We start from the raw sequence: 21,278 nt of genomic DNA on the forward strand, positions 1-21,278 counted from the left end.
TTACATGCAGTTCTATAGCACATGTAATAAAAATAACACAATAAAATATCTCAGTTTTTTTTAACCGTTAAAGATTAGTTGTAATAATAATAAAGTTTAAATTGAATGACAATCGTGGAAATGTTATTCTTGATAGAGAAATTAAATGATGTGCTTTCCATACAACAAAAAAGGTTTCAAATACAGCCATCATTCATTAGTAATTTTAGCAAATCTTCTTCTCTAACATCTTGAGAAGTAAAAGTTTTTCCTATTCCATTGACAAGTATGAAAAGTACTTTTGTATTTTTTACTTTTTTATCATGTTGCAGATGTCTCAGCAGGCTTGATGCTTGTAAAGGGAATGAGAGGTCTCTAATGGATGTTGGTAGTCCTACGCTTTTGAAGTGATGTAAAACGCGATCTGTATCCTCTTGTGGGCATATTCCCATGCTTGTACATAGTTTAAAAATCAAACAACATCCCAAAGCAACAGCTTCGCCGTGAAGAATACGACCATCATAACCTAATTCTGCTTCTAATGTATGTCCTAAACTATGCCCTAGATTTAAAAGATTTCTACCCTTTGAATGTTGTTCAAACTCATCATTTTTAATGATTCGTGCTTTGAAAGCGCATGCTCGCTCAACGGCCTCATCAAGATAGTGAGATTCTTTCGAAAGAATTTTTTCTCCGTTATTTTCACACCATTCAAACAGTTCTATATCATCAATAAGGCCAGCTTTTACGATTTCAGCATAACCAGCCAACAATTCTCTTTGTGGAAGCGTGTTTAAAGTATGAGTATCAGCAATGACAATTTGCGGCTGATAAAAAGCACCAAGTAGGTTTTTACCAGTAGGGGTATTAATACCTGTTTTACCACCTACAGAAGAATCAACTTGTGATAATAAAGTCGTTGGAATTTGAATGAATGGTAAGCCTCTTAAAACAGTTGCCGCAGCGAACCCGCTTAGATCCCCTGTAACACCACCACCCAACGCAATAACTGGAGTTTGTCTTTCAACATTCTTTTCTAAAAGGGTGTTGACAACTTGTTCGTAATATTTGAAAGATTTTGTGTTTTCCCCAGGAGGAATCAATATTGTTTCATATTCTATTTGAGATAAAGTTAAACTGTTGGCTAAAGTTTGCAAATGAAATGATGCAACGTTTTCATCTACGACAATAAAAACTTTTTTCTGAGATAGGAGAGGCGTTAGTAAGATCCCTGCTTGTTGAAGCAAATTGGGACCAATTAGAACATTATATTGAGTATTAGATAGTGTAACAGGTAACGTGCGCATTTTTTTTGCTTGCTCCAAAATTGAAAGAATCTGAGTAAGGGTCGTTTCAATTTTATTGTCATGACAAGGGATTATATAGTCGGCTTCAGCATATACAGGATAACGTGTGGTTATAAGGTCTGATAATATTTCACGTTTATTACCTGAATTTAATAAAGGCCGATGGGTATGATGAGAGATGCGTTCTAATAACGTATCAACGTTACAATGAAGCCAAATAGTTGTTGCTTGTTCTTTTAACAGTTGACGAGTTTTAGCATGCATAAAAGCCCCACCACCCGTAGCAATGACAACAGAGGATTGTTTGATTAAACGGCGAATCACTTCGTGCTCAACGCGTCTAAATTCTGCTTCTCCATATTGTTCAAAGATATCTGTGATGGTACAACCAGCAGTCTTTTCAATTTCATGATCGGAATCAATAAAAGGAATAGAAAGATATTGAGCCAGTTTTTTTCCAATGGTTGTTTTACCAGCGCCCATTAAACCAATTAATATAATAGGGCCATTTTTTTTTATATCTTTGTTTATCATAAAATTTACCAAAAACTGTGATTTGTTTTAAATATACGAACTGAAAGAAAATATTGAAACAGTATAACTTAGATTTGTTTTCCTAAAACAACCTATCGTAAAGCTTGATGTGTTATGGTATGGAAACAGTGTATTGTAACGGCTAAATTATAGAAATCATAGATTTAAAATTTTTAAGGAAAGATGATGCGTCGTCCTATTGTTATTCTTCTTGGCTTTATTGTGCTTGTATTTGTTGTTGTAATTGTACTTTTTGGATTAAAGGGACCTGAAATGCCAATTCAAGAAGTGCATAAAGTTATTCCAATGTCTAAATTCCAACAACAAACACCAACTCAAGCAATTCCAGCGCTTCCCACGACTGCAAATAATGTTCAACAACCTATTCCTGCAATGCCTCAACCTGGTGCTACCCCTGTAAATGCAACAACAGGCAATGTCGGACAACCAACTGGGAATCCTGTAATCCAAGGCGTACAAGCACCAACGGCTCCACCACAACCTGTTAATACCCCAAGTAACGGGACAGGAAATGCAACTGGGAAACCTCAACCTAATACTCAATCAACGGTTCCTTTGATTATTCCTCAATCGAATAATGTTTTAGGGAATACCACTGCACAACCAACGGCTAATCCTCCACAGCCTATTCCGGCAATGCCACAACCTGGCGCTGTTCCTGGAAATGCTGCTGGAACCCCAGCACAACGTTAAGTTTGTTTAATTTATAATGAATAGTGCATATCTTGAGTCTTTTCTTGAAATGCTAACCGCAGAACGTGGGGCTAGTAAAAATACGTTACAAGCTTATCAGGCGGATTTATATGATTTTGGATCCTATTTATTTCAAAATCATAAAGAAGAACTAGAATCCGCCTCTAAGGAAAATATTCAAGCTTATTTTGAGTGGATGGGTAAAGAGGGAAAATCTGCACGTACCGCAGCTCGGCGGTTATCTTGCTTACGTCAATTCTATCGTTTTTTAGTCAAAGAAGGAAATAGGCAAGATGATCCATCCTATTTATTACAAAATCCTTATTTGCCACAGACATTGCCTAAATATTTAACAGAGCTTGAAGTTGGTCTTTTGTTGGATGCTTGTGATCTTTTGGAAGATTATCGAAGAGGATTGGTTGCCAAAGCCGCACTAGAAATTTTGTATAGTTCAGGATTACGAATCTCTGAATTGCTTAAATTACGTAAAGATCAAATCCAATCAGATATAAAAATTTTACGAATCTATGGTAAAGGCGGCAAAGAACGATTGATTCCTGTTTCCGATTCGGCAATCAATGCCGCGATTGATTTAAAGAAAAATGACCATTATTTACAAAGTATCTTTTTGTTTCCTGGCCGAAACCCGTTAAAAAATCTTACTCGGCAAGGTTTTGATAAAATTTTATATCAAGTCGCCTTGCAGGCAGATATAGATCCACAACGAGTTTCTCCTCATGTATTACGTCATTCTTTTGCAACTCATCTTTTAGCGCACGGGGCAGATTTACGCTCTTTACAAATGATGTTGGGACATGAAGATATTTCTACAACACAAATTTACACACATGTTCAAACCGAACATTTGCAAAAAACTGTTCTAAATCATCATCCTTTATCATGTGAAATTAAAAAGAAGTGCGATTAGAAATCATCACTAAAGATAAAATGATAGATTTTCTGGTAAAGAAGCTATAGAATTTTATTTATTTGTGATATTTGCGGATGATTATGCGTCAATTTTTAGATTTTGAAAAATCAGTTGCTGAACTTGAAACAAAGATTTTCGAGTTACAGCGTGTTGAAGACTCCTCTGATGATGTAAATATCTCAGAAGAATTAAAGCAACTTATCGAAAAAGCAGATAAGCAACTTATTGCTTTATATGCCAAGCTTACCCCTTGGCAAAAAGTTCAAGTTGCTCGTCATGCACAGCGTCCTCATGCTTTGAATTATATCCAAGCTTTTATCGAGGATTTTACACCTCTGGCTGGGGATCGATTATTTGCAGAAGATCACGCCATAATTGGTGGAATTGGACGCTTTCATGGGCAAACCGTTGTGGTCATTGGGATTGAACGTGGTTCAGATCTGGATACACGTTTACAACATAATTTTGGAATGGCTCGTCCTGAAGGATATCGCAAAGCACAACGCTTGATGCGTTTGGCTAGTCATTTTGATGTTCCTGTAATCACCTTAGTGGATACTCCAGGTGCTTGGCCAGGGATCGATGCAGAGGAAAGAGGGCAAGCAGAAGCTATTGCGAAGTCTATTCAGACTTGTTTGCGCACTTCTGTACCAATTATCGCTGTGATTATTGGCGAGGGTGGCTCTGGTGGTGCAATCGCACTGGCAACGGCAGATAAAATTTTAATGTTAGAACATTCAATTTATTCTGTAATTTCGCCAGAAGCGTGTTCTTCTATTTTATGGCGTGATGCATCTCAGGCTGCACAAGCTGCTGGGGCATTATGTTTGACAGCTCAAGATTTGTTGAGATTAAAGTTAATTGATCAAATTATTCCTGAACCTATGGGTGGAGCACAACGCGACCCTCAAATTGCGATCGAATCAGTAAAGAAAGCAATTCAAGAAGCTTTGGATCAATTAAAAGATATCCCTAAACAAGTTTTACAAGCTCAGAGAAGAGACAAGTTCTTGGCGATGGGTCGCCAAGAAGCAGAGTAAATTATTTAATGGGGTTCACCTTCTATAGGTTGATACCCCATCTTGACCAACAGATTATAAACCTCACTGGCGGCTTGCTCAACTGCTTGTTGATCTTGACCTTTGGTCACTAAGGCAACACCATTTTGTTTTTCATTTAGATAGAATGGATAAGATCCAATATCTGTTTGTGGAAATTTATTTTGAATTTCATTTAAATCAGCAGCAACTTTACCTTCAGAAGCATGATATGCGTACCATGTTTTCGAAATGATAGGTGGTCCATGACGTAAAGTAGGAATAATGCTATCCAGCATGGACTGCATGATTTGTGGAACCCCAGCCATCACAAATACATTACCAATTACATATCCAGGTGCAACAGAAATGGTATTAGGGATTGGTTTAGCACCTAAAGGTAAATGAGCCATACGTTGACGAGCTTCGTTAAAGTTTTCTTTGCCGATATAGTCTTCTAACAATTTAAAAGATTCTGGGTGAATTTGATTGGGAACACCAAAAGCTTCTGCGATACAATCAGAGGTAATATCGTCATGTGTTGGGCCAATTCCTCCTGTGGTAAAGACATAATCAACAGCTGCTTTGATTTCATTAACAGTGTTAATAATGACTTTTGGATCATCGGGAATAACTCTGGCTTCCTTGAGTTTAATTCCTGAAATTGCCAGACTTTTTGCAATATAATTAATATTAATATCTTGCGTGCGCCCCGATAAAATCTCATTACCAATAATAATAATTGCGGCTGTAGGATTCATTGAAACTTTCCTGTGACATAAAAATATAAAATGATCTAAGATCAAATAGCAGTTGCTTTATAGTATAAGCGAAGGATTAAGAATGATACATACAAAATTTTTCGAGCCAGTTTGTTTGTGGGATGCCAAAACGTTACTTGGGGAAGGGGTAGTTTGGGTAGAACGAGAACAAAGTGTTTATTTTGTAAATATCTTAGAAAAGAAAATTTATAAATATCATCTTCAAACTCAGACGAAAACGATCTGGAATGCTCCAAAACAACCAACTTTTATCTTTCCAACAACAGGGCATCTTTTACTTTGCGGAATGGAGGATGGATTATATTGGTTTGATCCAGCTCAAGGAAAATTTACTCAGTGGTTTGTCATGCAAGAGTCCCATGAAGGTAACCGATTGAATGATGGCTATATAGATTCTTTGGGACGCTTGTGGTTTGGTACAATGGATAAACAAGAGCAACATCCTTTTGGTTCGCTTTATTTATTAGATTTTCAAAAAGATGGCAAGATCTGCGCGGTTCCTCAGGATAGTCATTATACAGTTACAAACGGTCCTTTGATCATAGAAGAACAGCATAAATTATACCATAATCACTCAAATGAGCAGATCGTTTATCGTTTTGATTGGCAAGATTCTGGACAAATTACAAACAAAGAAAAATTTTTAGAATTGGATAAAGGATATCCAGATGGAATGGCCGTTGATATGGCAAATCATCTCTGGATTTGCTTGTTTGGTGGACACCAAATTAGTGTTTATTCTGTTGACGCAGAATTGGTGCAAACAATTCCAATTCCCAGTTTAAATATTACTAAAATTGCTTTTGGAGGAGATGATTACAAAACTGCCTATGTAACAACAGCGACCAAAGGAATGACTGAAGCCGACAAACAGCTTTATCCATTAGCAGGAGGATTATTTTCTTTTAAGGTTTCTACACCAGGTAAACCTCAAAATTTATTTCAAATTCCAGAAATGTCGATTTTAAAATAATAGGTCTTTGAGTAATGGAATAAAAGGTTTATCTGCCTCCATAACTAGGTAATTATCTAACTCATCAGCGGGGACCCATGCCAGCTGCTGATTCTCTCTGGGTTCTGGCAGGTTTTTCCATTTATGACAGACATATAAAGGCATGAGTAAATGGAAATCTGTATATTCATAAGAAGCAAAGGTAAATGGGGCTAGGCAGCTTTGGGAAACATCAACATTAATTTCTTCTTTTAATTCTCTAACTAAAGCAGCCTCTGGTGTTTCACCAGGCTCAATTTTCCCCCCTGGGAATTCCCACATTCCTGCCATAGATTTTCCTTCTGGCCTACGAGCCAGTAATAAACGGCCATCAATATCAATGAGTGCTCCTGCAACGACTAATAAGATTTTTTTGGGTATTGAGGATGATGGGTTTAAGGAAACTGGAGATTTTCCAGGGCAGATATCTTCACGTTTCAGCAAAAAATAGGATACGGGTTGTTCTGCAGCGCGAGCTAAAAACTTTTCTTTTCCTTTGCCAAAAGACTGATATCCACATTTTTTCAAAACAGAAATAGAGGCTAAGTTATCATCAGCAGCGGTAGCTCGAATGTAATTTATGTTAAGATTTGCCAAAGCCCAAGTACTGATACGCTGAAGGGCTCTGCTAGCAATTTTATTCCCCCAGTATTTATGAGCGATCCAATAACCGATTTTACCAAGTTGGTCTTTGCTATCCACACGCAGGCCAATACAACCAACAATTTGATCATTAGTATCATCAATGATAGAGAAATGATAAGAAGCGCCAGTGTGAATCTCTTGAATGATAGAATCAATCCATTTCTCAAGTAAAGGCTTTGGATATGGAAAAGGAACTTGGCTTAACATCCTGACGACATTCCAGTCATTAATCAATGGATGCAGCGCGTTTATATCCTCAGTTTGAATAAGGCGCAAGGTATAATGATCGATTTTTAATGGAAGTATAGAAACACTATGGTTCGTCATATTAACCTCGTTAATCGTTTATAATTTTTTAGCTGCAATTAGGAATTCTACATTCCCTTCGGGTCCTGTAATTGGACTGGTCTCAATTCCAAGTATTTCCCAATCTTCAAGAGATTCCCACCATATTTTAATTTCTTGGCAGACTTTTTCATGAATGACAGGATCGCGAACAACCCCTTTCGATCCAACATGTTCACGCCCTGCTTCAAATTGTGGTTTGATAAGCGCAACTGCCCATCCACCAGACTGGCATAAAGATAGGGGTGCAGGTAACACAGTTTTTAGGCTAATAAAACTAGCGTCACAGACCACCACTTGAATAGGGTCTGGTACAATATCTGTTGTTAAATAACGTGCGTTGCATTTTTCATGTACGACGACCCGTGCATCATTTCGGATCTTCCAAGCGAGTTGACCGTGTCCTACATCAATAGCATAAACTTTGTTGGCCTCATTAGTTAATAGCACATCGGTGAACCCTCCTGTCGAAGCACCAATATCTAAACAGTTGAGACCCTTAGGAGATAAATTAAAAGAAGATAATGCATGATTGAGCTTGACCCCACCACGAGAAACCCAAGGGTGAGGTTGTTGTTTAACATTCAGCTCAACATCTTCTCTAATCATATCCCCAGCTTTATTGACGCGCTGTTCTTTGCTGAAAACAAGGCCAGCCATAATAAGAGCTTGGGCTTTGGTGCGGCTTTCTACTAGCCCTCTTTCGACCAGTAAAATATCAATACGTTTTTTAGCCGCCATATGTACGAAGCTCTTTACAATTAAAATACAAGGGAGAGTTAGTTTTTACGATAAACAACATATTCCGCTAATGCACGAAGGTTGTCTGCTGTATCTCCAAAGGGTTCAAGATGGCGAATAGCTTTTGCCACTAAACGATCAGCTTCTTTTCTAGCATCTTCAATTCCTAGCAAAGAAACAAAGGTGGATTTACCAGCAGCACCATCTTTACCTGCCGTTTTACCTAATTCTTCTGCACTAGCTGTGGCATCTAAAACATCATCAGCAATTTGGAAGGCCGTTCCAAGATCTCTGCCATAGCTGATAATATGATTATGAAGATCAGGCGTCGCATTGCCAAGGATTGCACCTGCTTCAGCAGAGTAACAAATTAAACGTCCAGTTTTCATAGCATGTAAATTAAGAACTTCTGGAAGGGTTAAATGCGAATTTTCACCCTCCATGTCGATCACTTGCCCACCGACCATCCCTCTTGACCCACTGGCCTCTGCTAATGCTTGAACAAGTTGAATACGCACCATTGCATCTTCATGTGCTTCTTCCATAGCAATTAATTCAAAAGCTTTGGTTTGCAAAGCATCACCCGCCAAAATCGCAATGGCTTCACCATATTTAATATGAGTAGAGGGTTTCCCACGACGCAAGTCGTCGTCATCCATGGCAGGTAAATCGTCATGGATTAATGAATAAGCATGTAACATCTCCACAGAAGCACCAACGTAAAGTGCTTTTGATAAAGGATAATTAAATAAAGATGCAACTTCGGTTACCAGATACCCTCTGAGGCGTTTTCCACCACCAAGTACTGCATAACGCATGGCTTCCATTAAATTAGCTTCGCCACTTTTCATTCGTGGAAGCATTTTATCTAATGTTGTTTCAAGTTCTTTGGCACGTTGGATCAAAGAATTACGAAGGGTTTCAGCGTTATATTTTGTAGAAGAGGGGGAAGTCATAAGGGGGGTGACCTTCAAAGATTATTCAAGAGTTTCAGTAACAAGGCTGGCGTCATCTTTTTTTACAATAATTTGAACACGAGCCTCTGCTTCATTCAGTTTTTTTTCGCAATAACGGCGTAATTGCGCACCACGTTCATAAGAAACAATTGCTTCTTCTAGCTTTTGTTGACCAGTTTCAAGGTTATGAACAATTTTTTCTAGTTCGTTTAAAGCATCCTCAAATGAAAGAGAGGATAAATCATCGGTCATGATATCTTCCAATAGCTATTGAGTGTAGAAATATGGTGTACCTGTTTATAAGACGACTTGTCTTGATTGTATAGAAAATATTATGGTTATTTTCGTTTTATTAAAAAGGATAAAGATGCTCCTTGATCTGAAAAAGCAATAAGTGCATGTCCTGTTTGGCGACAAAATTCTTGAAAATCTTTGATAGCACTGCGGTCTGTTGCCAGAACACGTAAACAATCACCTTTTTGTAGTTTTTGTAATGCACGGTTGGCTTTTAAAACAGGCAAAGGACAGGATAATCCTTTGGCATCCAAAACCGTCTCAATCATGAAAATATTCCTAAAAAAGACCTTGTTTCCAAGGTCTTCAATACACTAATTTTAACTATTTGTATAGAATATTTGTGTTATTCCAGTTCTGAATGTTTCATTTCACCAGTATGGCTGTGTTTATAAGTAAAAACACGACAAATGCCAATAACTCCAAGAATTGCACAGGTGATGATGATTTGTGTTCTAGAAACACTATTAAAGAGCATTGCGATGACTACTGCAATCAAAGATAAAACAGTAAACCATGATAGATATGGGAAAAGCCACATTTGAAAAATAGGAAGTTGGTTTGCTTTTTCCATTTTTTTGCGTACATTAATCTGGGAAAGACCAATAGCAATATAAACAAATAAAATGATAGAACCAGCACAACTTAATAGATATGAAAAAGTATGGCTTGGAGAAATATAAGAAGCAATTGAAATAGCAATACCAATAAAAGAAGCTGTGATAATAGCACGTTTAGGCACACCATTGCTGGTGGTATGAATAAGCCATCTTGGAGCATCATTATATTCAGCCAGTTCAAATAATGTTCTGGATGTTGCATAAATTGAAGAATTTAAACATGAAAGAATAGCAATTAAAATCGTAAATTCCATAATATCTGCCGCATATGGAATATGAATGGCTTGTAATGCCATTAAGAACGGAGAAACCCCTGGAACAACTTTATCCCAAGGTACAATGGCTAAGATTACACCAATTGATAATACATAAAAAGCGATAATTCTAAAGACAATAGTTCTTGTAGCATAAGCAACATTTTCAGCAGGTTTATCAGATTCAGCTGCAGCAATAGTTGCGACTTCGGATCCTGTTACAGTAAATAAAACCGTTGGAATAATGGTCAAGATCGCAATTAAACCATTGGGGAAAAAACCACTATGTGTCCAAATATTTTCTATATGACCCTCTGTAAAACCAAATAAATGGGTGATTGCAATACCACCAACAACAATAAAAGCAGCAATTGCAACAATTTTAATCAGTGCAAACCAAAATTCAAACTCGCCATAACCACGTACAGAAAACAGATTGGTCAACATCATTGCAATTACCAGGATTGGTCCCAACAGCATTGTCGCAGTAAAGCTGTATTCTTTGGGGATATGCATATAATGTTGTAACATTTCGCCACCTGCAATTGATTCAGCGGCAATCGCAGAAATCCAGAATAGCCAATATCCCCATCCTAAAACAAAGGTAACATTATGCCCCAGTCCCCTACGAATATGGTTTAAAAAGGAACCAATTTCTGGCCTTTGGATAACCAATTCACCCAACATTCTCATCACAAAGAAAATCATAAGCCCAGTGATAATATAAGATAATAAAACGGCAGGTCCTGCAGCATGAATAGAAGCTGATGCACCAACAAAAAGACCAGCACCAATGATACCCCCCATAGAAATCATTACAACATGACGACGTTCAAGGGTATGGGCCAGCTCACCATCTTTTAATGGAGGAGAGATAATTTTTTCTTTGTTTTTTTTACTTGTCAATGGAAGGTCCTTTATTATCGTAAGTAATCATATTGTTAATGTAATCTAAAAGATGAGGCGTAATCTTTTCATTTATTGCAAAGTTCAAAAATTATCGTGAAATAACTTTGAAAATAAAATATTCTACGCAATCACCCATCTTAGGTTAGAGGATGGATGCTTTTGCTATAATAAAATAATTTTTGTTACTTTTAATATATTTTTGCTTATTTTATTTAATTTTGCAAATAGAGATTATGTTACATTAAAATAATTTATAAAAAAATTTGTTACAATTTTGGAAATATTTATTTATTTTTTACTCATTTTAGAAAATATAATTACATATTGGGGTTTCATTTTTTGATTAATAGGAAATAAAAACATAAGAGATTTTTACCTAATGTGCAAATTCACTGATAATTCATGAAAGAATATCATATTCATTCCAAAAAATAAAACCAACTTTCATGAACATTGAAGTTGGTTTTATATAAATCAATACAGCTTTATTGTCTTTAAGATAAATTACTTGTTTAAGACAAATTATGTTTTTTAGTTTTTATTTGCTTCGGAAGCATTTTCTGGTTTTTTCACATTAACCTTAGGTAAATTTAAAGCCAAAGAAAGCTCTTTTAAACGTTCTGGTGTCGTAGGAGCAGGGGCGCACATCATTAAATCTTCACCTTGTTGATTTAATGGGAACAAAATCACTTCGCGAATATTAGGTTCATCCGTAAGCAACATGACAATACGATCAACACCAGGGGCTGCACCACCATGAGGAGGGGCACCATAACGGAATGCGTTTAACATACCACCAAAGCGTTTTTCGACTTCTTCTTCTGGATAGCCAGCAATTTCAAAGGCACGGATCATAATGTCTGGGCGGTGGTTACGAATAGCACCAGAAGAAAGCTCGATACCATTACAAACAATATCATATTGATAAGCGTTAATTTCCAAAGGATCTTGACTGTTTAAGGCTTCTAACCCACCTTGAGGCATAGAGAAAGGATTATGAGAGAAATCAATTAATCCTGTTTCTTCATTAAGTTCATACATTGGGAAATCAACAATCCAACAGAAACGGAATGCGTTCTGTTCAATTAAACCAAGTTCTATTGCGATCTTTGTGCGCACAGTTCCAGAGAACTTAACCATTTCCAGCCCTTTGCCAGCCACAAAGAAAACAGCATCGCCATTTTGTAAGTTACAAGCTTGCTTGATCGCTTCACAACGTGCTTCGTCAAGGTTCTTAGCAATTGGGCCTTTGGCTGCACCAGTTTCATCAAAAGTGATATATCCAAGGCCACCCATTTTTTCTTCTCTAGCCCAACCATTGAGTTTATCAAAGAAAGAACGAGGTTTGCCACCAGCACCAGGAGCAGGAATAGCACGAACTTCACCGCCTTCAGCAGTAATTTTTGCAAATAATCCAAAATCAGAACCATCAAAAGCACTGGTTACATCGGTAATTTTTAAAGGATTACGTAAATCAGGTTTGTCGCTACCATACTCTTTCATCGCCGTTTTATAAGGGATACGTTCGAAAGGGGCAGGGCTGATTTTGTGGTTTGGTGCAAATTCTTTGAAAATGCCTTCCATAACAGGCTCAAGTGTTTCAAAAACATCTTCTTGAGTAACAAAAGACATTTCAAAATCTAATTGATAGAACTCACCAGGAGAGCGATCTGCACGTGCGGCTTCATCACGGAAACAAGGGGCAATTTGGAAATAACGATCAAAACCAGCAACCATTGCCAATTGTTTAAATTGTTGAGGGGCTTGAGGAAGTGCATAAAACTTGCCAGGATGTAAACGTGCAGGCACCAAAAAGTCTCTTGCACCTTCAGGTGATGATGCAGTCAGGATTGGTGTTTGGAATTCAGTAAAGCCTTGTTCGATCATACGATTACGTAGGCTAGAGATGACGTTTGATCTTAATAAAATATTACGATGCAGTCGTTCACGACGTAAGTCAATATAACGATAGGTTAAACGTAAATCTTCAGGATAATTTTCATTTCCATTAACTTGGAAAGGTAATACCGCAGCAGAAGACAAAATTTCGATATTATCAGCTTGAATTTCAATTTCACCCGTTGGTAGTTTTGGGTTAATAGTTTCGCCTTCACGTGAAACAACTTTGCCAGTAACGCATAAAACGCTTTCTACTCTGATTTTTTCAATGGTTTCCAGTAAAGAGGAATTAGCTGGAATAACAATTTGAGTAATGCCAAAATGGTCACGAAGATCAATAAACAATAATCCGCCATGGTCTCTTTTACTATGTACCCAGCCAGAAAGTTTAACAATTGATCCAACGTCATTTGCTCGTAGAGCAGCACAATTATGGGTACGATAGCGATGCATTGATTTATCCTATATCCTGTTATTAAATTTTAATTATAGTTTTTATGATATGAAAGGAATGATTACAACAAAAATGCTGTATCACTTGTTTAAAGTCGTGATTATAAAGGAGATAATGTATTCTTTCAAATTCATTCCTTGTTATTCGGAATTATAATCTACCATTAATTTTATAATATTAATTAAAGAACAAGGAGTGATAGAATTAATTCAGTAATATTTTGTATTTCTCTTTAGTTTCAAATCATTATATATCTGTTATAAATGAAAATAGCTAATAAACAATTTGAAAATAAGTTATGTTGCAAGCAGCTGTAGAATACATTAACACCATTAAAAAAAAGTTAAATATTCAATTTCCAGAGCTTCGTAAAATTTTCTACTTAAAGAAATTAACAATAATGACAAATATTAAGTGACCAATATTCAAGGCAATATTGTGTCTTTATATTCTTATTTAGACTTGCTGGAACGTAATGAGATCTATTAAATACAAGCCCATGAACCTAATTATTTAATAATTGGCCAGGATGGAGATCAAGGAAATTTTATTAATGCAAATTCTGTTAATCCTTCAGAAATTATTTACATCAACGATCTTGGTGCATTAGGGTGTTTAGAAATGGAACTGGTTGCATCGACTATTAACGCTTTTGTACAAAAAAATATAATAAATAAATCAACAAAGTCATAAAACGTCTGTGATTCTTAGCCCTAGCATCGCACGCCTTATTAAAATATTCCCTTAACTTCTCACCTTGTTTATGTTCAGAATAAATACGGCACAAAGCGTGCAGTGCGTCATCGTTTCTTCTGGTGCCAGCCTGTTCGTATTAAGAGAAAGTCTGGTCTACATGATAGTAAGTTAATTAAAGCAAAGTATTTTTAAAAAGAATTTTAAATCTCTATATAAATTACATATAAAAATTTATATAATTTATATAGAGGTTAATGTGATTTACTCTAAGTTTATGCATAGGTAGATAAGTTAAGAAAATGTAGTTTTACAATCTATATGTTGGGGTCGTATTGTGGTTAATAAAACCTCTAACTTATCATAATCCTGTAAAATGCAATCCAAAGTATATTGGTCTAATACGTTATAGAAAGCATCAAAAGCTTTATGTATTATTGTTTTGATCGCACAAGCCTCTTTAATGATACATTTTCCACATTTTATAGGTTGCTCGGTATCCTCTGTATGCCTGACGATACTGCCAAGGGTAATTTCCGAAGGGGGTCTGCTTAATTGTAATCCTCCTTTTCTCCCTCGAACAGTTGAAATCAAGTCAGCCTTTCCAAGGTGATGAACAACTTTCATCAAATGGTTTTGCGAAATATCATAGCAAGTTGCTATTTCGTTAATAGAGCTGAGACGATTTTGGTGGATACTCAGATAAACTAAAACTCTTAGCGCATAGTCTGTATATAAAGAAATTTGCATACAACACCTCATTCACTTAAAAAATATAAAGTAGAATTACAATATATTAACAGGCCTGGAGATATATACTATCAGTCCAGGCCTTTATGTATAAGTCTATATAATCATTAAGTCTTAGCGTTTCCACCACCCCGCACGAGGTGTTGGTGTAGGAGCATCATCATCTATGACAATTGGTTTAATTGCTGGAGTTTGGCTGTTATCTTTAGATGCCTCTTCAGCCTTAGACTTTGTTGACTTTGTTTGTTTGGTCGTTGTTTTTCGTGCCGTTGGTTTGGCTTTCTTTTCCTCTGTAGTTTTTGTAACTACTTTTTTTGTAGCACTCACTTTTCTGCCACGAGTTGTCTTTTGAACAGGCTCTACATTCAATTGATCAGAAGCAGCAGGAATTTCAGTGGGTTTATCCTCACTTGCTTCTACTGTTTTTTTCTTAGGTGAAGCGGTTGTTTTTCTGCTTTTTGTAACACCAGTTGTTTTTGTGGTTTTACGCGTTCTTTTAGCAGGTTTTTCTTCTATAACAGCATCATCTTTAACAGGCTCTGTGATAGTCGTTAAAGCTTTTGAAGTAGAGATTTTTTCCTTTATTTGATCATTCTCTTTTTTATCCGTAATTTCAATAGCAATAAAAGCAGGTGATTCTGGTTTGTTACTATTGATTTCAAGAGTATTTACAACAGGTTGTTGTTCAATTGTTGTAATGGGAGTAATGTCAATTGTCGTTGTATGAGTTATGTTCTCAGATGCCTCTTGTGTAACATTTTCATCGTTGTTCTGTTGATATTTATTACGTTTCCAACGTGGTTGGCGTGGATAGCGATTAGAGCGTTTAGGGCGATCTTCTTTTTTAGATGCAAAATATTCATCTTGATTAACAACAGGATGAAAACTGATATCAGGTTGTTCATCTTGATCATTTACAATAATCGCAGCAACATCCTGCTCAGGAACCGTTTCTATCGGTTCGATAAGTTCTGATTGTTCATCTTTGTGTTGTCGATAATTATTATAACGTGAGCGTCTATTATTATTGTTATTACGACGTTTACGTTGTTGATAAGAGTCTTTTTCTTCTGTCGCTTCTACAGCTTCAGAAGATTCGGATTGAATTGGAATTTCTCTTATAAAGGGGCTATCTTGTTGTAATAAAATATCAGCTTTTTCTTGCTCAGCCTCTAGCTCTTGTTCAAGGGCTTCATTAATTTCATGAGAAAATGAAATCTGTGAGTTTGGTAATGTGGTATCAATTTCTAAAATGATTTGTATTTTGTATTTACTCTCAATGTCTAATAACCAGCTTCTTTTCTGGTTTAAGATATAAAAAGCGATATCATTAGAATTGGTATATACAGTTAAAATACCAGGTTTTGACCTGCGTGCTTCCTCGTCAATTTGGCGTAAAATATGCAAGCAGGCACTTGGAGTGCTGCGAATAATTCCTGTTCCATTACAATGAGAGCAAGGGACGAAAGAAAACTCAGAAATAGAAGGTCGTAAGCGTTGACGGGTCATTTCTAATAAACCAAATGACGAAATGGAACCAACTTGGATGCGTGCACGATCTTTGTGAATAGCATTTTTTAAACGCTTTTCAACCATGTAATTGTGTTTTCTATTTTCCATGTCGATAAAATCGACCACAATTAACCCCGCCAAATCACGCAGGCGTAATTGACGTCCCAGCTCATCAGCTGCTTCTAGGTTGGTGCGTAACGCTGTTTCTTCTATGTCTTTTTCTTTAATAGAGCGCCCTGAATTGACATCAATAGCAACCAAGGCCTCTGTTTGATTAATGACTAAATACCCACCAGATTTTAATTGTACTGTTGGTGAAAGCATTTGATCGATTAAATTTTCAACTTTGTAATGAGAGAAGAGGGTTTGTTTTTGATCACGCCAAAGGTGCAGTTTACGCATGTTTTGAGGCATCAAAGCACGCATATAATCTCTGGCAACATTCCAACCATCTTCACCATCAATCAAAATTTCACCGATGTCAGGTGTATAGGTATCTCTGATAGCACGTTTTAAAAGGCTTGAATCTTCATAAATTAAGGATGGAGCAACAGCTTTCATCGTACGGTCACGGATTTCGTCCCATAAATGTAAAAGATATTCGCCATCTTTTAGCGCATCAGGTTTTGGACATTGTGCACCAGCAGTACGAATAATCATCCCCATGTGAGAAGGAATATTCAATTCGGCAATAATATCTTTTAAGCGACGACGTTCTGCAATAGAGGTAATTTTTCTTGAAATTCCACCGCCTCGGAGAGAGTTGGGCATTAAAACACAATATCTTCCTGCCAAAGATAGATATGTTGTTAAGGCAGCACCTTTATTTCCTCTTTCTTCTTTAACCACTTGGATTAATAATATCTGCCGTCTATGAATAACTTCTTGAATTTTATAGTTTTTTAATATGTTGGCGACAGGTTGGCTGATTTCATCATCATCATTAAATGTTGTCGTTTGCTGATCATCAGAAATATCATCATCTATTTGATTATCATCAAGATCATTTTTTTCGTTTTTATTTAGCTCAAGCAGTTTATTACGATCCGCAACAGGAATTTGATAATAATCAGGATGAATTTCACTGAATGCCAAAAAGCCGTGACGATTTCCACCATACTCTACAAATGCAGCTTGCAAGCTTGGTTCAATACGGATAACTTTGGCGAGATAGATATTTCCTTTTAATTGTTTTTTTGTGGCATTTTCAACGTCATAGTTTTCTATACAATTACCATCAAGGATAACGATGCGTGTTTCTTCTTTATAGCTGGCATCAATCAGCATTTTTTTATTCATGTTATATATTGCTCCGGTGATTGATCTATACAATCAAATAAATGTTTCTAACAATGTTTACGATGGGAGCGTGCATTTTATATTGTTTTTTACGACGCAACCATGAAACTTGTTAGAAACTGGTAAAACTGGTGATCTTGTTTATCAGATTTAGAAAATAATTACAGTATTAAAATTATTTTTAAATTTTATATTTGCACTTCTTTGTGCTTATCTTTATTAAAACAGCATAATTAAAAATAATTTGAAATAATTTTTAATAGGGTTTTATCAAAGTTTATGGCTAAAAATATCATTAGAAAGACTCTTTATATAAAATATAATAAATATGATTTTAACATGTAATTTTTACCACTATAAGTTGAGTGGTTTTCATAAAATTCATTATCTCAGAATTATAAGGTAACGCAAAGTCTTTTTTTAGTGTTTTTTAGGTTAATTAGTAACTTTAAATAAAAGAACTTTTTGAATTCTCGTCGAGAATCAGGCAATATGAGTTTGCATGGTTGTGAGTTGGTTTTGTTTAATCAAAAGTGTAAGCAGGAAAATGAGTGATAGCAAAGAAAAGAGCTATAATAAAATTATAAATAGAATAATTCCTAAAATATCAAGAAGAGTTATGCTATCTGCTTCTGTGGCTTTTATTATCCCGTCAATTGCTTTGGCGGTTGAAAAGAGCACAAGGAATAAATCTGTATCCAAAACAGTTCATAAAAACTCTGCTAAATCTGTAACCAAATCTCCTGCAATTCTTGGTAAGGCAAAGCGTGCTTTACCAGTTGTCATACTTGATCCTGGACATGGTGGTAAAGATCCCGGTGCAGTTGGATATTCTGGCACTTATGAAAAACATGTAGCTTACGCAACAGCGGTCGAATTATCAAGACAGCTAATGCGAACGGGTAAATATAATGTTAAACTGACACGTAATTCAGACAAATTTGTCCCTTTGGATGGTCGTGTTGATTTTGCTCAAGTAAATAAAGCAAATTTATTTGTTTCGATACATGCCGATGCCCTTAATAATCATTCAATCAAAGGGGCCAGCGTTTATACATTGTCTAATCATGCTTCTGATGCTCAATCTGCAGCGCTTGCCTCTGTTGAAAATAATGCTGACAAATATGGTGGTCCTGATGTGCACGTTGCTTCTCCAGCTGTACAAAAAATACTAGCAAGTCTAGTAAAGCTAGAGACAAAAAGAGAATCAGTTGCTATTGCACAAAATGTTGTAAATTCTTTTAAACCACGTCTGGGATTGTTACCTAACCCTAGACGATATGCTGCATTTGTAGTATTAAAATCTGTAAATATTCCATCAGTTTTGGTTGAGATGGGTTTTATGTCTAATCGAAATGATGAGGCAGCATTAAGAAGAGCAGGATATCGTTCTTTAGTTGCTTCTTCTATGTGTCAAGCAATTGATCGTTATTTTGCTATTGGTGGTAGTGTTACACATTTAGCTGGTTAAAATAAATATTTGATTTTTCAATTAAGAAATGATAAAATAGAAAGCATGCAATTTATGGTATTTAATCTCTATGTATTAGAGTAAATATCTATAGTTTTGTTGGATCTTTTGACTTATATCTCTATTATTATTATGCATGATAATAGAGATTTTTTTTGAAAAATTTACAGGCAATCATAATCGCCTGTAATCTTCATTCAGTTTAGTAACCTTGATTATAATTTCCTTGTTTAGGTCTGTTTGGTGTAGTTGCGGCTCCAACACCTGCGCCTAAGGCTCCCCCAGCAAGAGCACCGATAGCAGCGCCACCGCCACCGCCAGCAAGCGCACCAATGGCAGCACCTGTTCCGCCACCAATTAATGCACCTGTACCTGCACGTCCACCCATACTATATCCATTATCGCATGCAGTTAAAAAAGAGGTTGATAGAATAACAATGGCTAAACCAGTATAAGTGGATTTTAATATTTTTTTCATCTTTTAGTTCTTTCTTAAAGTTTGGCGTTTAAACAACTGCTTATTTGTATTCATACTATAACAAAATGTTTTCTTTTTGGCAGCCTTTTTTCTTATTTATAATCAAGTTAGGGGGGTGATATAATCCTTTGCGAAAATGTATTCTGATAATTATTATTATATTGAAGTTGTGATAGATTATATTTTTCGATTCGTATTAATTGATTAATTAATGTATAATTGATAAAAAATTACAAAATTTTGACATAGTTTAAAATTATTTAAAATTTCAATAGAAAGAAAACTATAATATCTCTTTTTTATGTTGTTTTTATGCAACTATGTTGATGTTGAGTTATGTTTATTATTAAAAACTGAAAAAAATAAAATAAATCTTTGTTTTTTATGAGATAGGGGTTGCTCCTAGCGCTGCAAATGGGTAATCCCAAAAGAGAGCTTTGTGATTTAGGGGCTATGTGTTTTCTATTCCAAAATGATGGATATAGAAATTATTGATAAGTTTGATTTAAAGCATTTAAAGTTTTGCTGTCGGGAGTTATGCATGTTTTCTCGTCTGTTCGGTTTTATGTCTGCAGACATGGCGATCGATCTTGGAACTGCCAATACATTGGTGTATGTCAAGGGTCAGGGAATAGTTTTAAATGAGCCTTCAGTGGTTGCAATTGCTGAAGTTCGTGGAAAAAAACACGTTTTGGCAGTTGGTGAAGAAGCCAAAAATATGGTAGGACGTACTCCTGGCAATATTACTGCTATTCGCCCTATGCGTGATGGGGTGATTGCTGATTTTGAAGTGGCAGAAGAAATGATTAAGCATTTTATCCATAAAGTGCATAATCGTCGGATGTTTGCTAGTCCTCAGATTGTTATTTGTGTACCTTCTGGTTCAACAGCAGTAGAACGACGTGCCATTCAAGAAAGCGCCGAGGGTGCTGGTGCGCGTAGAGTACAATTAATTGAAGAGCCGATGGCTGCAGCTATTGGTGCGGGATTACCTGTAACAGAGCCTTCTGGCAGTATGATTGTTGATATTGGTGGCGGTACAACAGAAGTTGCGGTAATTTCTTTGGGTGGGATTGTTTATGCTCGTTCTGTTCGTGTGGGTGGAGATCGAATGGATGAAGCCATTATAGCTTATATCCGTCGTCACCATAATTTGCTAATTGGTGAAACTTCTGCTGAAAAGATTAAGATGGAACTGGGTGCAGCTATTGCTACACCAACTGAAGATGGTGGACCTTGGCGTGAAGTGAAGGGGCGTGATTTGATGAATGGGGTGCCAAGAGAGGTTTTGGTTTCTCAGGAACAAATAGCCGATAGTTTGGCAGAGCCTATTGCGCAAATTGTTGAAGGTGTTTCTATAGCTCTTGAAAATACTCCTCCAGAACTGGCTGCTGATATTGTTGACAAAGGTATTATGTTAACAGGTGGTGGTAGTTTACTGTCACGTTTAGATGACGTTTTACGTCAAGCAACAGGGTTACCTGTTATTGTAGCAGAGAATCCTTTGGATTGTGTGGCTTTGGGCACGGGTCGAGCTTTGGAAGAGATGAAACGTCTAAGAAATATTTTAACAACAATGTATTAATATCATTTGTTCATTAATAATATTGATATCAATCAAATAGTGTGTGTTTATCCAATGCACACTATTACTGTATGAACTATAAACAATTGTAACTGTTT

General features: G+C 36.2%; 18 protein-coding genes. 6 read left to right on the plus strand and 12 right to left on the minus strand.

The features are described from left to right. Positions 1 to 176: 176 nt before the first annotated feature. A complete protein-coding gene (gene aroB, locus COMX_RS01025; protein WP_034336044.1) occupies positions 177 to 1,820 on the minus strand; it encodes a 3-dehydroquinate synthase in 1,644 nt (547 codons plus the stop codon). Positions 1,821 to 2,006: 186 nt separating this feature from the next. On the opposite strand from aroB, the gene COMX_RS01030 reads away from it, so the two are divergent. The 3 genes from COMX_RS01030 (at position 2,007) to COMX_RS01040 (ending at position 4,505) form a co-directional block, all read left to right on the plus strand. Further along, the gene (locus COMX_RS01030) at positions 2,007 to 2,534 is read left to right on the plus strand and encodes a hypothetical protein (RefSeq protein ID WP_034336046.1); all 528 of its coding nucleotides are present in this window, start codon (positions 2,007 to 2,009) and stop codon (positions 2,532 to 2,534) included. A 16-nt stretch (positions 2,535 to 2,550) separates the two neighbouring features. Next, positions 2,551 to 3,462 carry a site-specific tyrosine recombinase XerD gene (locus tag COMX_RS01035; protein WP_034336048.1) on the plus strand — a complete coding sequence of 304 codons (912 nt, stop codon included), beginning with the start codon at positions 2,551 to 2,553 and terminating at the stop codon, positions 3,460 to 3,462. Between the two features lie 83 nt (positions 3,463 to 3,545). Then, complete coding sequence (locus tag COMX_RS01040; protein ID WP_034338618.1) at positions 3,546 to 4,505, plus strand: acetyl-CoA carboxylase carboxyltransferase subunit alpha; 960 nt, start codon at positions 3,546 to 3,548, stop codon at positions 4,503 to 4,505. Positions 4,506 to 4,510: 5 nt separating this feature from the next. On the opposite strand, the gene COMX_RS01045 is transcribed toward COMX_RS01040, so the two are convergent. Continuing rightward, a complete protein-coding gene (locus COMX_RS01045) occupies positions 4,511 to 5,263 on the minus strand; it encodes a competence/damage-inducible protein A (protein WP_034336050.1) in 753 nt (250 codons plus the stop codon). An 82-nt stretch (positions 5,264 to 5,345) separates the two neighbouring features. On the opposite strand from COMX_RS01045, the gene COMX_RS01050 reads away from it, so the two are divergent. Further along, complete coding sequence (locus COMX_RS01050; protein WP_034336052.1) at positions 5,346 to 6,257, plus strand: SMP-30/gluconolactonase/LRE family protein; 912 nt, start codon at positions 5,346 to 5,348, stop codon at positions 6,255 to 6,257. On the opposite strand, the gene COMX_RS01055 is transcribed toward COMX_RS01050, so the two are convergent. The 9 genes from COMX_RS01055 to COMX_RS01095 form a co-directional block, all read right to left on the minus strand. Then, positions 6,249 to 7,247 (minus strand): bifunctional GNAT family N-acetyltransferase/(deoxy)nucleoside triphosphate pyrophosphohydrolase, encoded by a 999-nt coding sequence (locus COMX_RS01055; protein WP_034336054.1) that lies wholly within the window; start codon positions 7,245 to 7,247, stop codon positions 6,249 to 6,251. The genes COMX_RS01050 and COMX_RS01055 overlap by 9 nt on opposite strands. Before the next feature lie 18 nt (positions 7,248 to 7,265). Further along, positions 7,266 to 8,006 carry a TlyA family RNA methyltransferase gene (locus COMX_RS01060; protein ID WP_034336056.1) on the minus strand — a complete coding sequence of 247 codons (741 nt, stop codon included), beginning with the start codon at positions 8,004 to 8,006 and terminating at the stop codon, positions 7,266 to 7,268. Between the two features lie 38 nt (positions 8,007 to 8,044). Beyond that, positions 8,045 to 8,962, minus strand: a complete 918-nt coding sequence (locus COMX_RS01065; protein ID WP_034336058.1) for a polyprenyl synthetase family protein — start codon at positions 8,960 to 8,962, stop codon at positions 8,045 to 8,047. 21 nt (positions 8,963 to 8,983) lie between these two features. Beyond that, positions 8,984 to 9,214 (minus strand): exodeoxyribonuclease VII small subunit, encoded by a 231-nt coding sequence (locus tag COMX_RS01070; RefSeq protein WP_034336061.1) that lies wholly within the window; start codon positions 9,212 to 9,214, stop codon positions 8,984 to 8,986. 86 nt (positions 9,215 to 9,300) lie between these two features. Continuing rightward, complete coding sequence (locus COMX_RS01075) at positions 9,301 to 9,525, minus strand: sulfurtransferase TusA family protein (protein ID WP_034336064.1); 225 nt, start codon at positions 9,523 to 9,525, stop codon at positions 9,301 to 9,303. A gap of 77 nt (positions 9,526 to 9,602) precedes the next feature. Beyond that, positions 9,603 to 11,036, minus strand: coding sequence for an amino acid permease (locus tag COMX_RS01080; RefSeq protein ID WP_034336067.1), 1,434 nt, complete (start codon positions 11,034 to 11,036; stop codon positions 9,603 to 9,605). A gap of 534 nt (positions 11,037 to 11,570) precedes the next feature. Then, positions 11,571 to 13,391, minus strand: a complete 1,821-nt coding sequence (gene aspS, locus COMX_RS01085; protein WP_034336071.1) for an aspartate--tRNA ligase — start codon at positions 13,389 to 13,391, stop codon at positions 11,571 to 11,573. A gap of 988 nt (positions 13,392 to 14,379) precedes the next feature. After that, positions 14,380 to 14,835 carry an RrF2 family transcriptional regulator gene (locus COMX_RS01090; RefSeq protein ID WP_034336074.1) on the minus strand — a complete coding sequence of 152 codons (456 nt, stop codon included), beginning with the start codon at positions 14,833 to 14,835 and terminating at the stop codon, positions 14,380 to 14,382. 114 nt (positions 14,836 to 14,949) lie between these two features. Next, positions 14,950 to 17,646: an Rne/Rng family ribonuclease gene (locus COMX_RS01095; protein WP_034336078.1), complete on the minus strand. Its 2,697-nt coding sequence runs from the start codon at positions 17,644 to 17,646 to the stop codon at positions 14,950 to 14,952. A 619-nt stretch (positions 17,647 to 18,265) separates the two neighbouring features. Here COMX_RS01095 and COMX_RS01100 point away from each other — a divergent pair. Continuing rightward, on the plus strand, positions 18,266 to 19,117 hold the full coding sequence (locus COMX_RS01100) for an N-acetylmuramoyl-L-alanine amidase family protein (RefSeq protein WP_034336080.1): 852 nt from the start codon (positions 18,266 to 18,268) through the stop codon (positions 19,115 to 19,117). Between the two features lie 202 nt (positions 19,118 to 19,319). Here COMX_RS01100 and COMX_RS01105 read toward each other — a convergent pair whose 3' ends face one another. Further along, a complete protein-coding gene (locus COMX_RS01105; protein ID WP_034336083.1) occupies positions 19,320 to 19,595 on the minus strand; it encodes a hypothetical protein in 276 nt (91 codons plus the stop codon). 541 nt (positions 19,596 to 20,136) lie between these two features. Between COMX_RS01105 and COMX_RS01110 the strand changes: the two genes are divergently transcribed. Next, positions 20,137 to 21,180 (plus strand): rod shape-determining protein, encoded by a 1,044-nt coding sequence (locus tag COMX_RS01110; protein WP_034336086.1) that lies wholly within the window; start codon positions 20,137 to 20,139, stop codon positions 21,178 to 21,180. Positions 21,181 to 21,278: the final 98 nt, after the last annotated feature.

The organism is Commensalibacter papalotli (ex Servin-Garciduenas et al. 2014) (genome assembly GCF_000527695.1).
GTDB classification, from domain to species: domain Bacteria; phylum Pseudomonadota; class Alphaproteobacteria; order Acetobacterales; family Acetobacteraceae; genus Commensalibacter; species Commensalibacter papalotli.

Bases quoted from the DNA above. Each gene is read 5' to 3' on its own strand.
- aroB (WP_034336044.1), bottom strand. From the start codon at position 1,820: ATGATAAACAAAGATATAAAAAAAAATGGCCCTATTATATTAATTGGT.
- COMX_RS01030 (WP_034336046.1), top strand. From the start codon at position 2,007: ATGCGTCGTCCTATTGTTATTCTTCTTGGCTTTATTGTGCTTGTATTT.
- COMX_RS01035 (WP_034336048.1), top strand. From the start codon at position 2,551: ATGAATAGTGCATATCTTGAGTCTTTTCTTGAAATGCTAACCGCAGAA.
- COMX_RS01040 (WP_034338618.1), top strand. From the start codon at position 3,546: ATGCGTCAATTTTTAGATTTTGAAAAATCAGTTGCTGAACTTGAAACA.
- COMX_RS01045 (WP_034336050.1), bottom strand. From the start codon at position 5,263: ATGAATCCTACAGCCGCAATTATTATTATTGGTAATGAGATTTTATCG.
- COMX_RS01050 (WP_034336052.1), top strand. From the start codon at position 5,346: ATGATACATACAAAATTTTTCGAGCCAGTTTGTTTGTGGGATGCCAAA.
- COMX_RS01055 (WP_034336054.1), bottom strand. From the start codon at position 7,247: ATGACGAACCATAGTGTTTCTATACTTCCATTAAAAATCGATCATTAT.
- COMX_RS01060 (WP_034336056.1), bottom strand. From the start codon at position 8,006: ATGGCGGCTAAAAAACGTATTGATATTTTACTGGTCGAAAGAGGGCTA.
- COMX_RS01065 (WP_034336058.1), bottom strand. From the start codon at position 8,962: ATGACTTCCCCCTCTTCTACAAAATATAACGCTGAAACCCTTCGTAAT.
- COMX_RS01070 (WP_034336061.1), bottom strand. From the start codon at position 9,214: ATGACCGATGATTTATCCTCTCTTTCATTTGAGGATGCTTTAAACGAA.
- COMX_RS01075 (WP_034336064.1), bottom strand. From the start codon at position 9,525: ATGATTGAGACGGTTTTGGATGCCAAAGGATTATCCTGTCCTTTGCCT.
- aspS (WP_034336071.1), bottom strand. From the start codon at position 13,391: ATGCATCGCTATCGTACCCATAATTGTGCTGCTCTACGAGCAAATGAC.
- COMX_RS01090 (WP_034336074.1), bottom strand. From the start codon at position 14,835: ATGCAAATTTCTTTATATACAGACTATGCGCTAAGAGTTTTAGTTTAT.
- COMX_RS01095 (WP_034336078.1), bottom strand. From the start codon at position 17,646: ATGAATAAAAAAATGCTGATTGATGCCAGCTATAAAGAAGAAACACGC.
- COMX_RS01100 (WP_034336080.1), top strand. From the start codon at position 18,266: ATGCTATCTGCTTCTGTGGCTTTTATTATCCCGTCAATTGCTTTGGCG.
- COMX_RS01105 (WP_034336083.1), bottom strand. From the start codon at position 19,595: ATGAAAAAAATATTAAAATCCACTTATACTGGTTTAGCCATTGTTATT.
- COMX_RS01110 (WP_034336086.1), top strand. From the start codon at position 20,137: ATGTTTTCTCGTCTGTTCGGTTTTATGTCTGCAGACATGGCGATCGAT.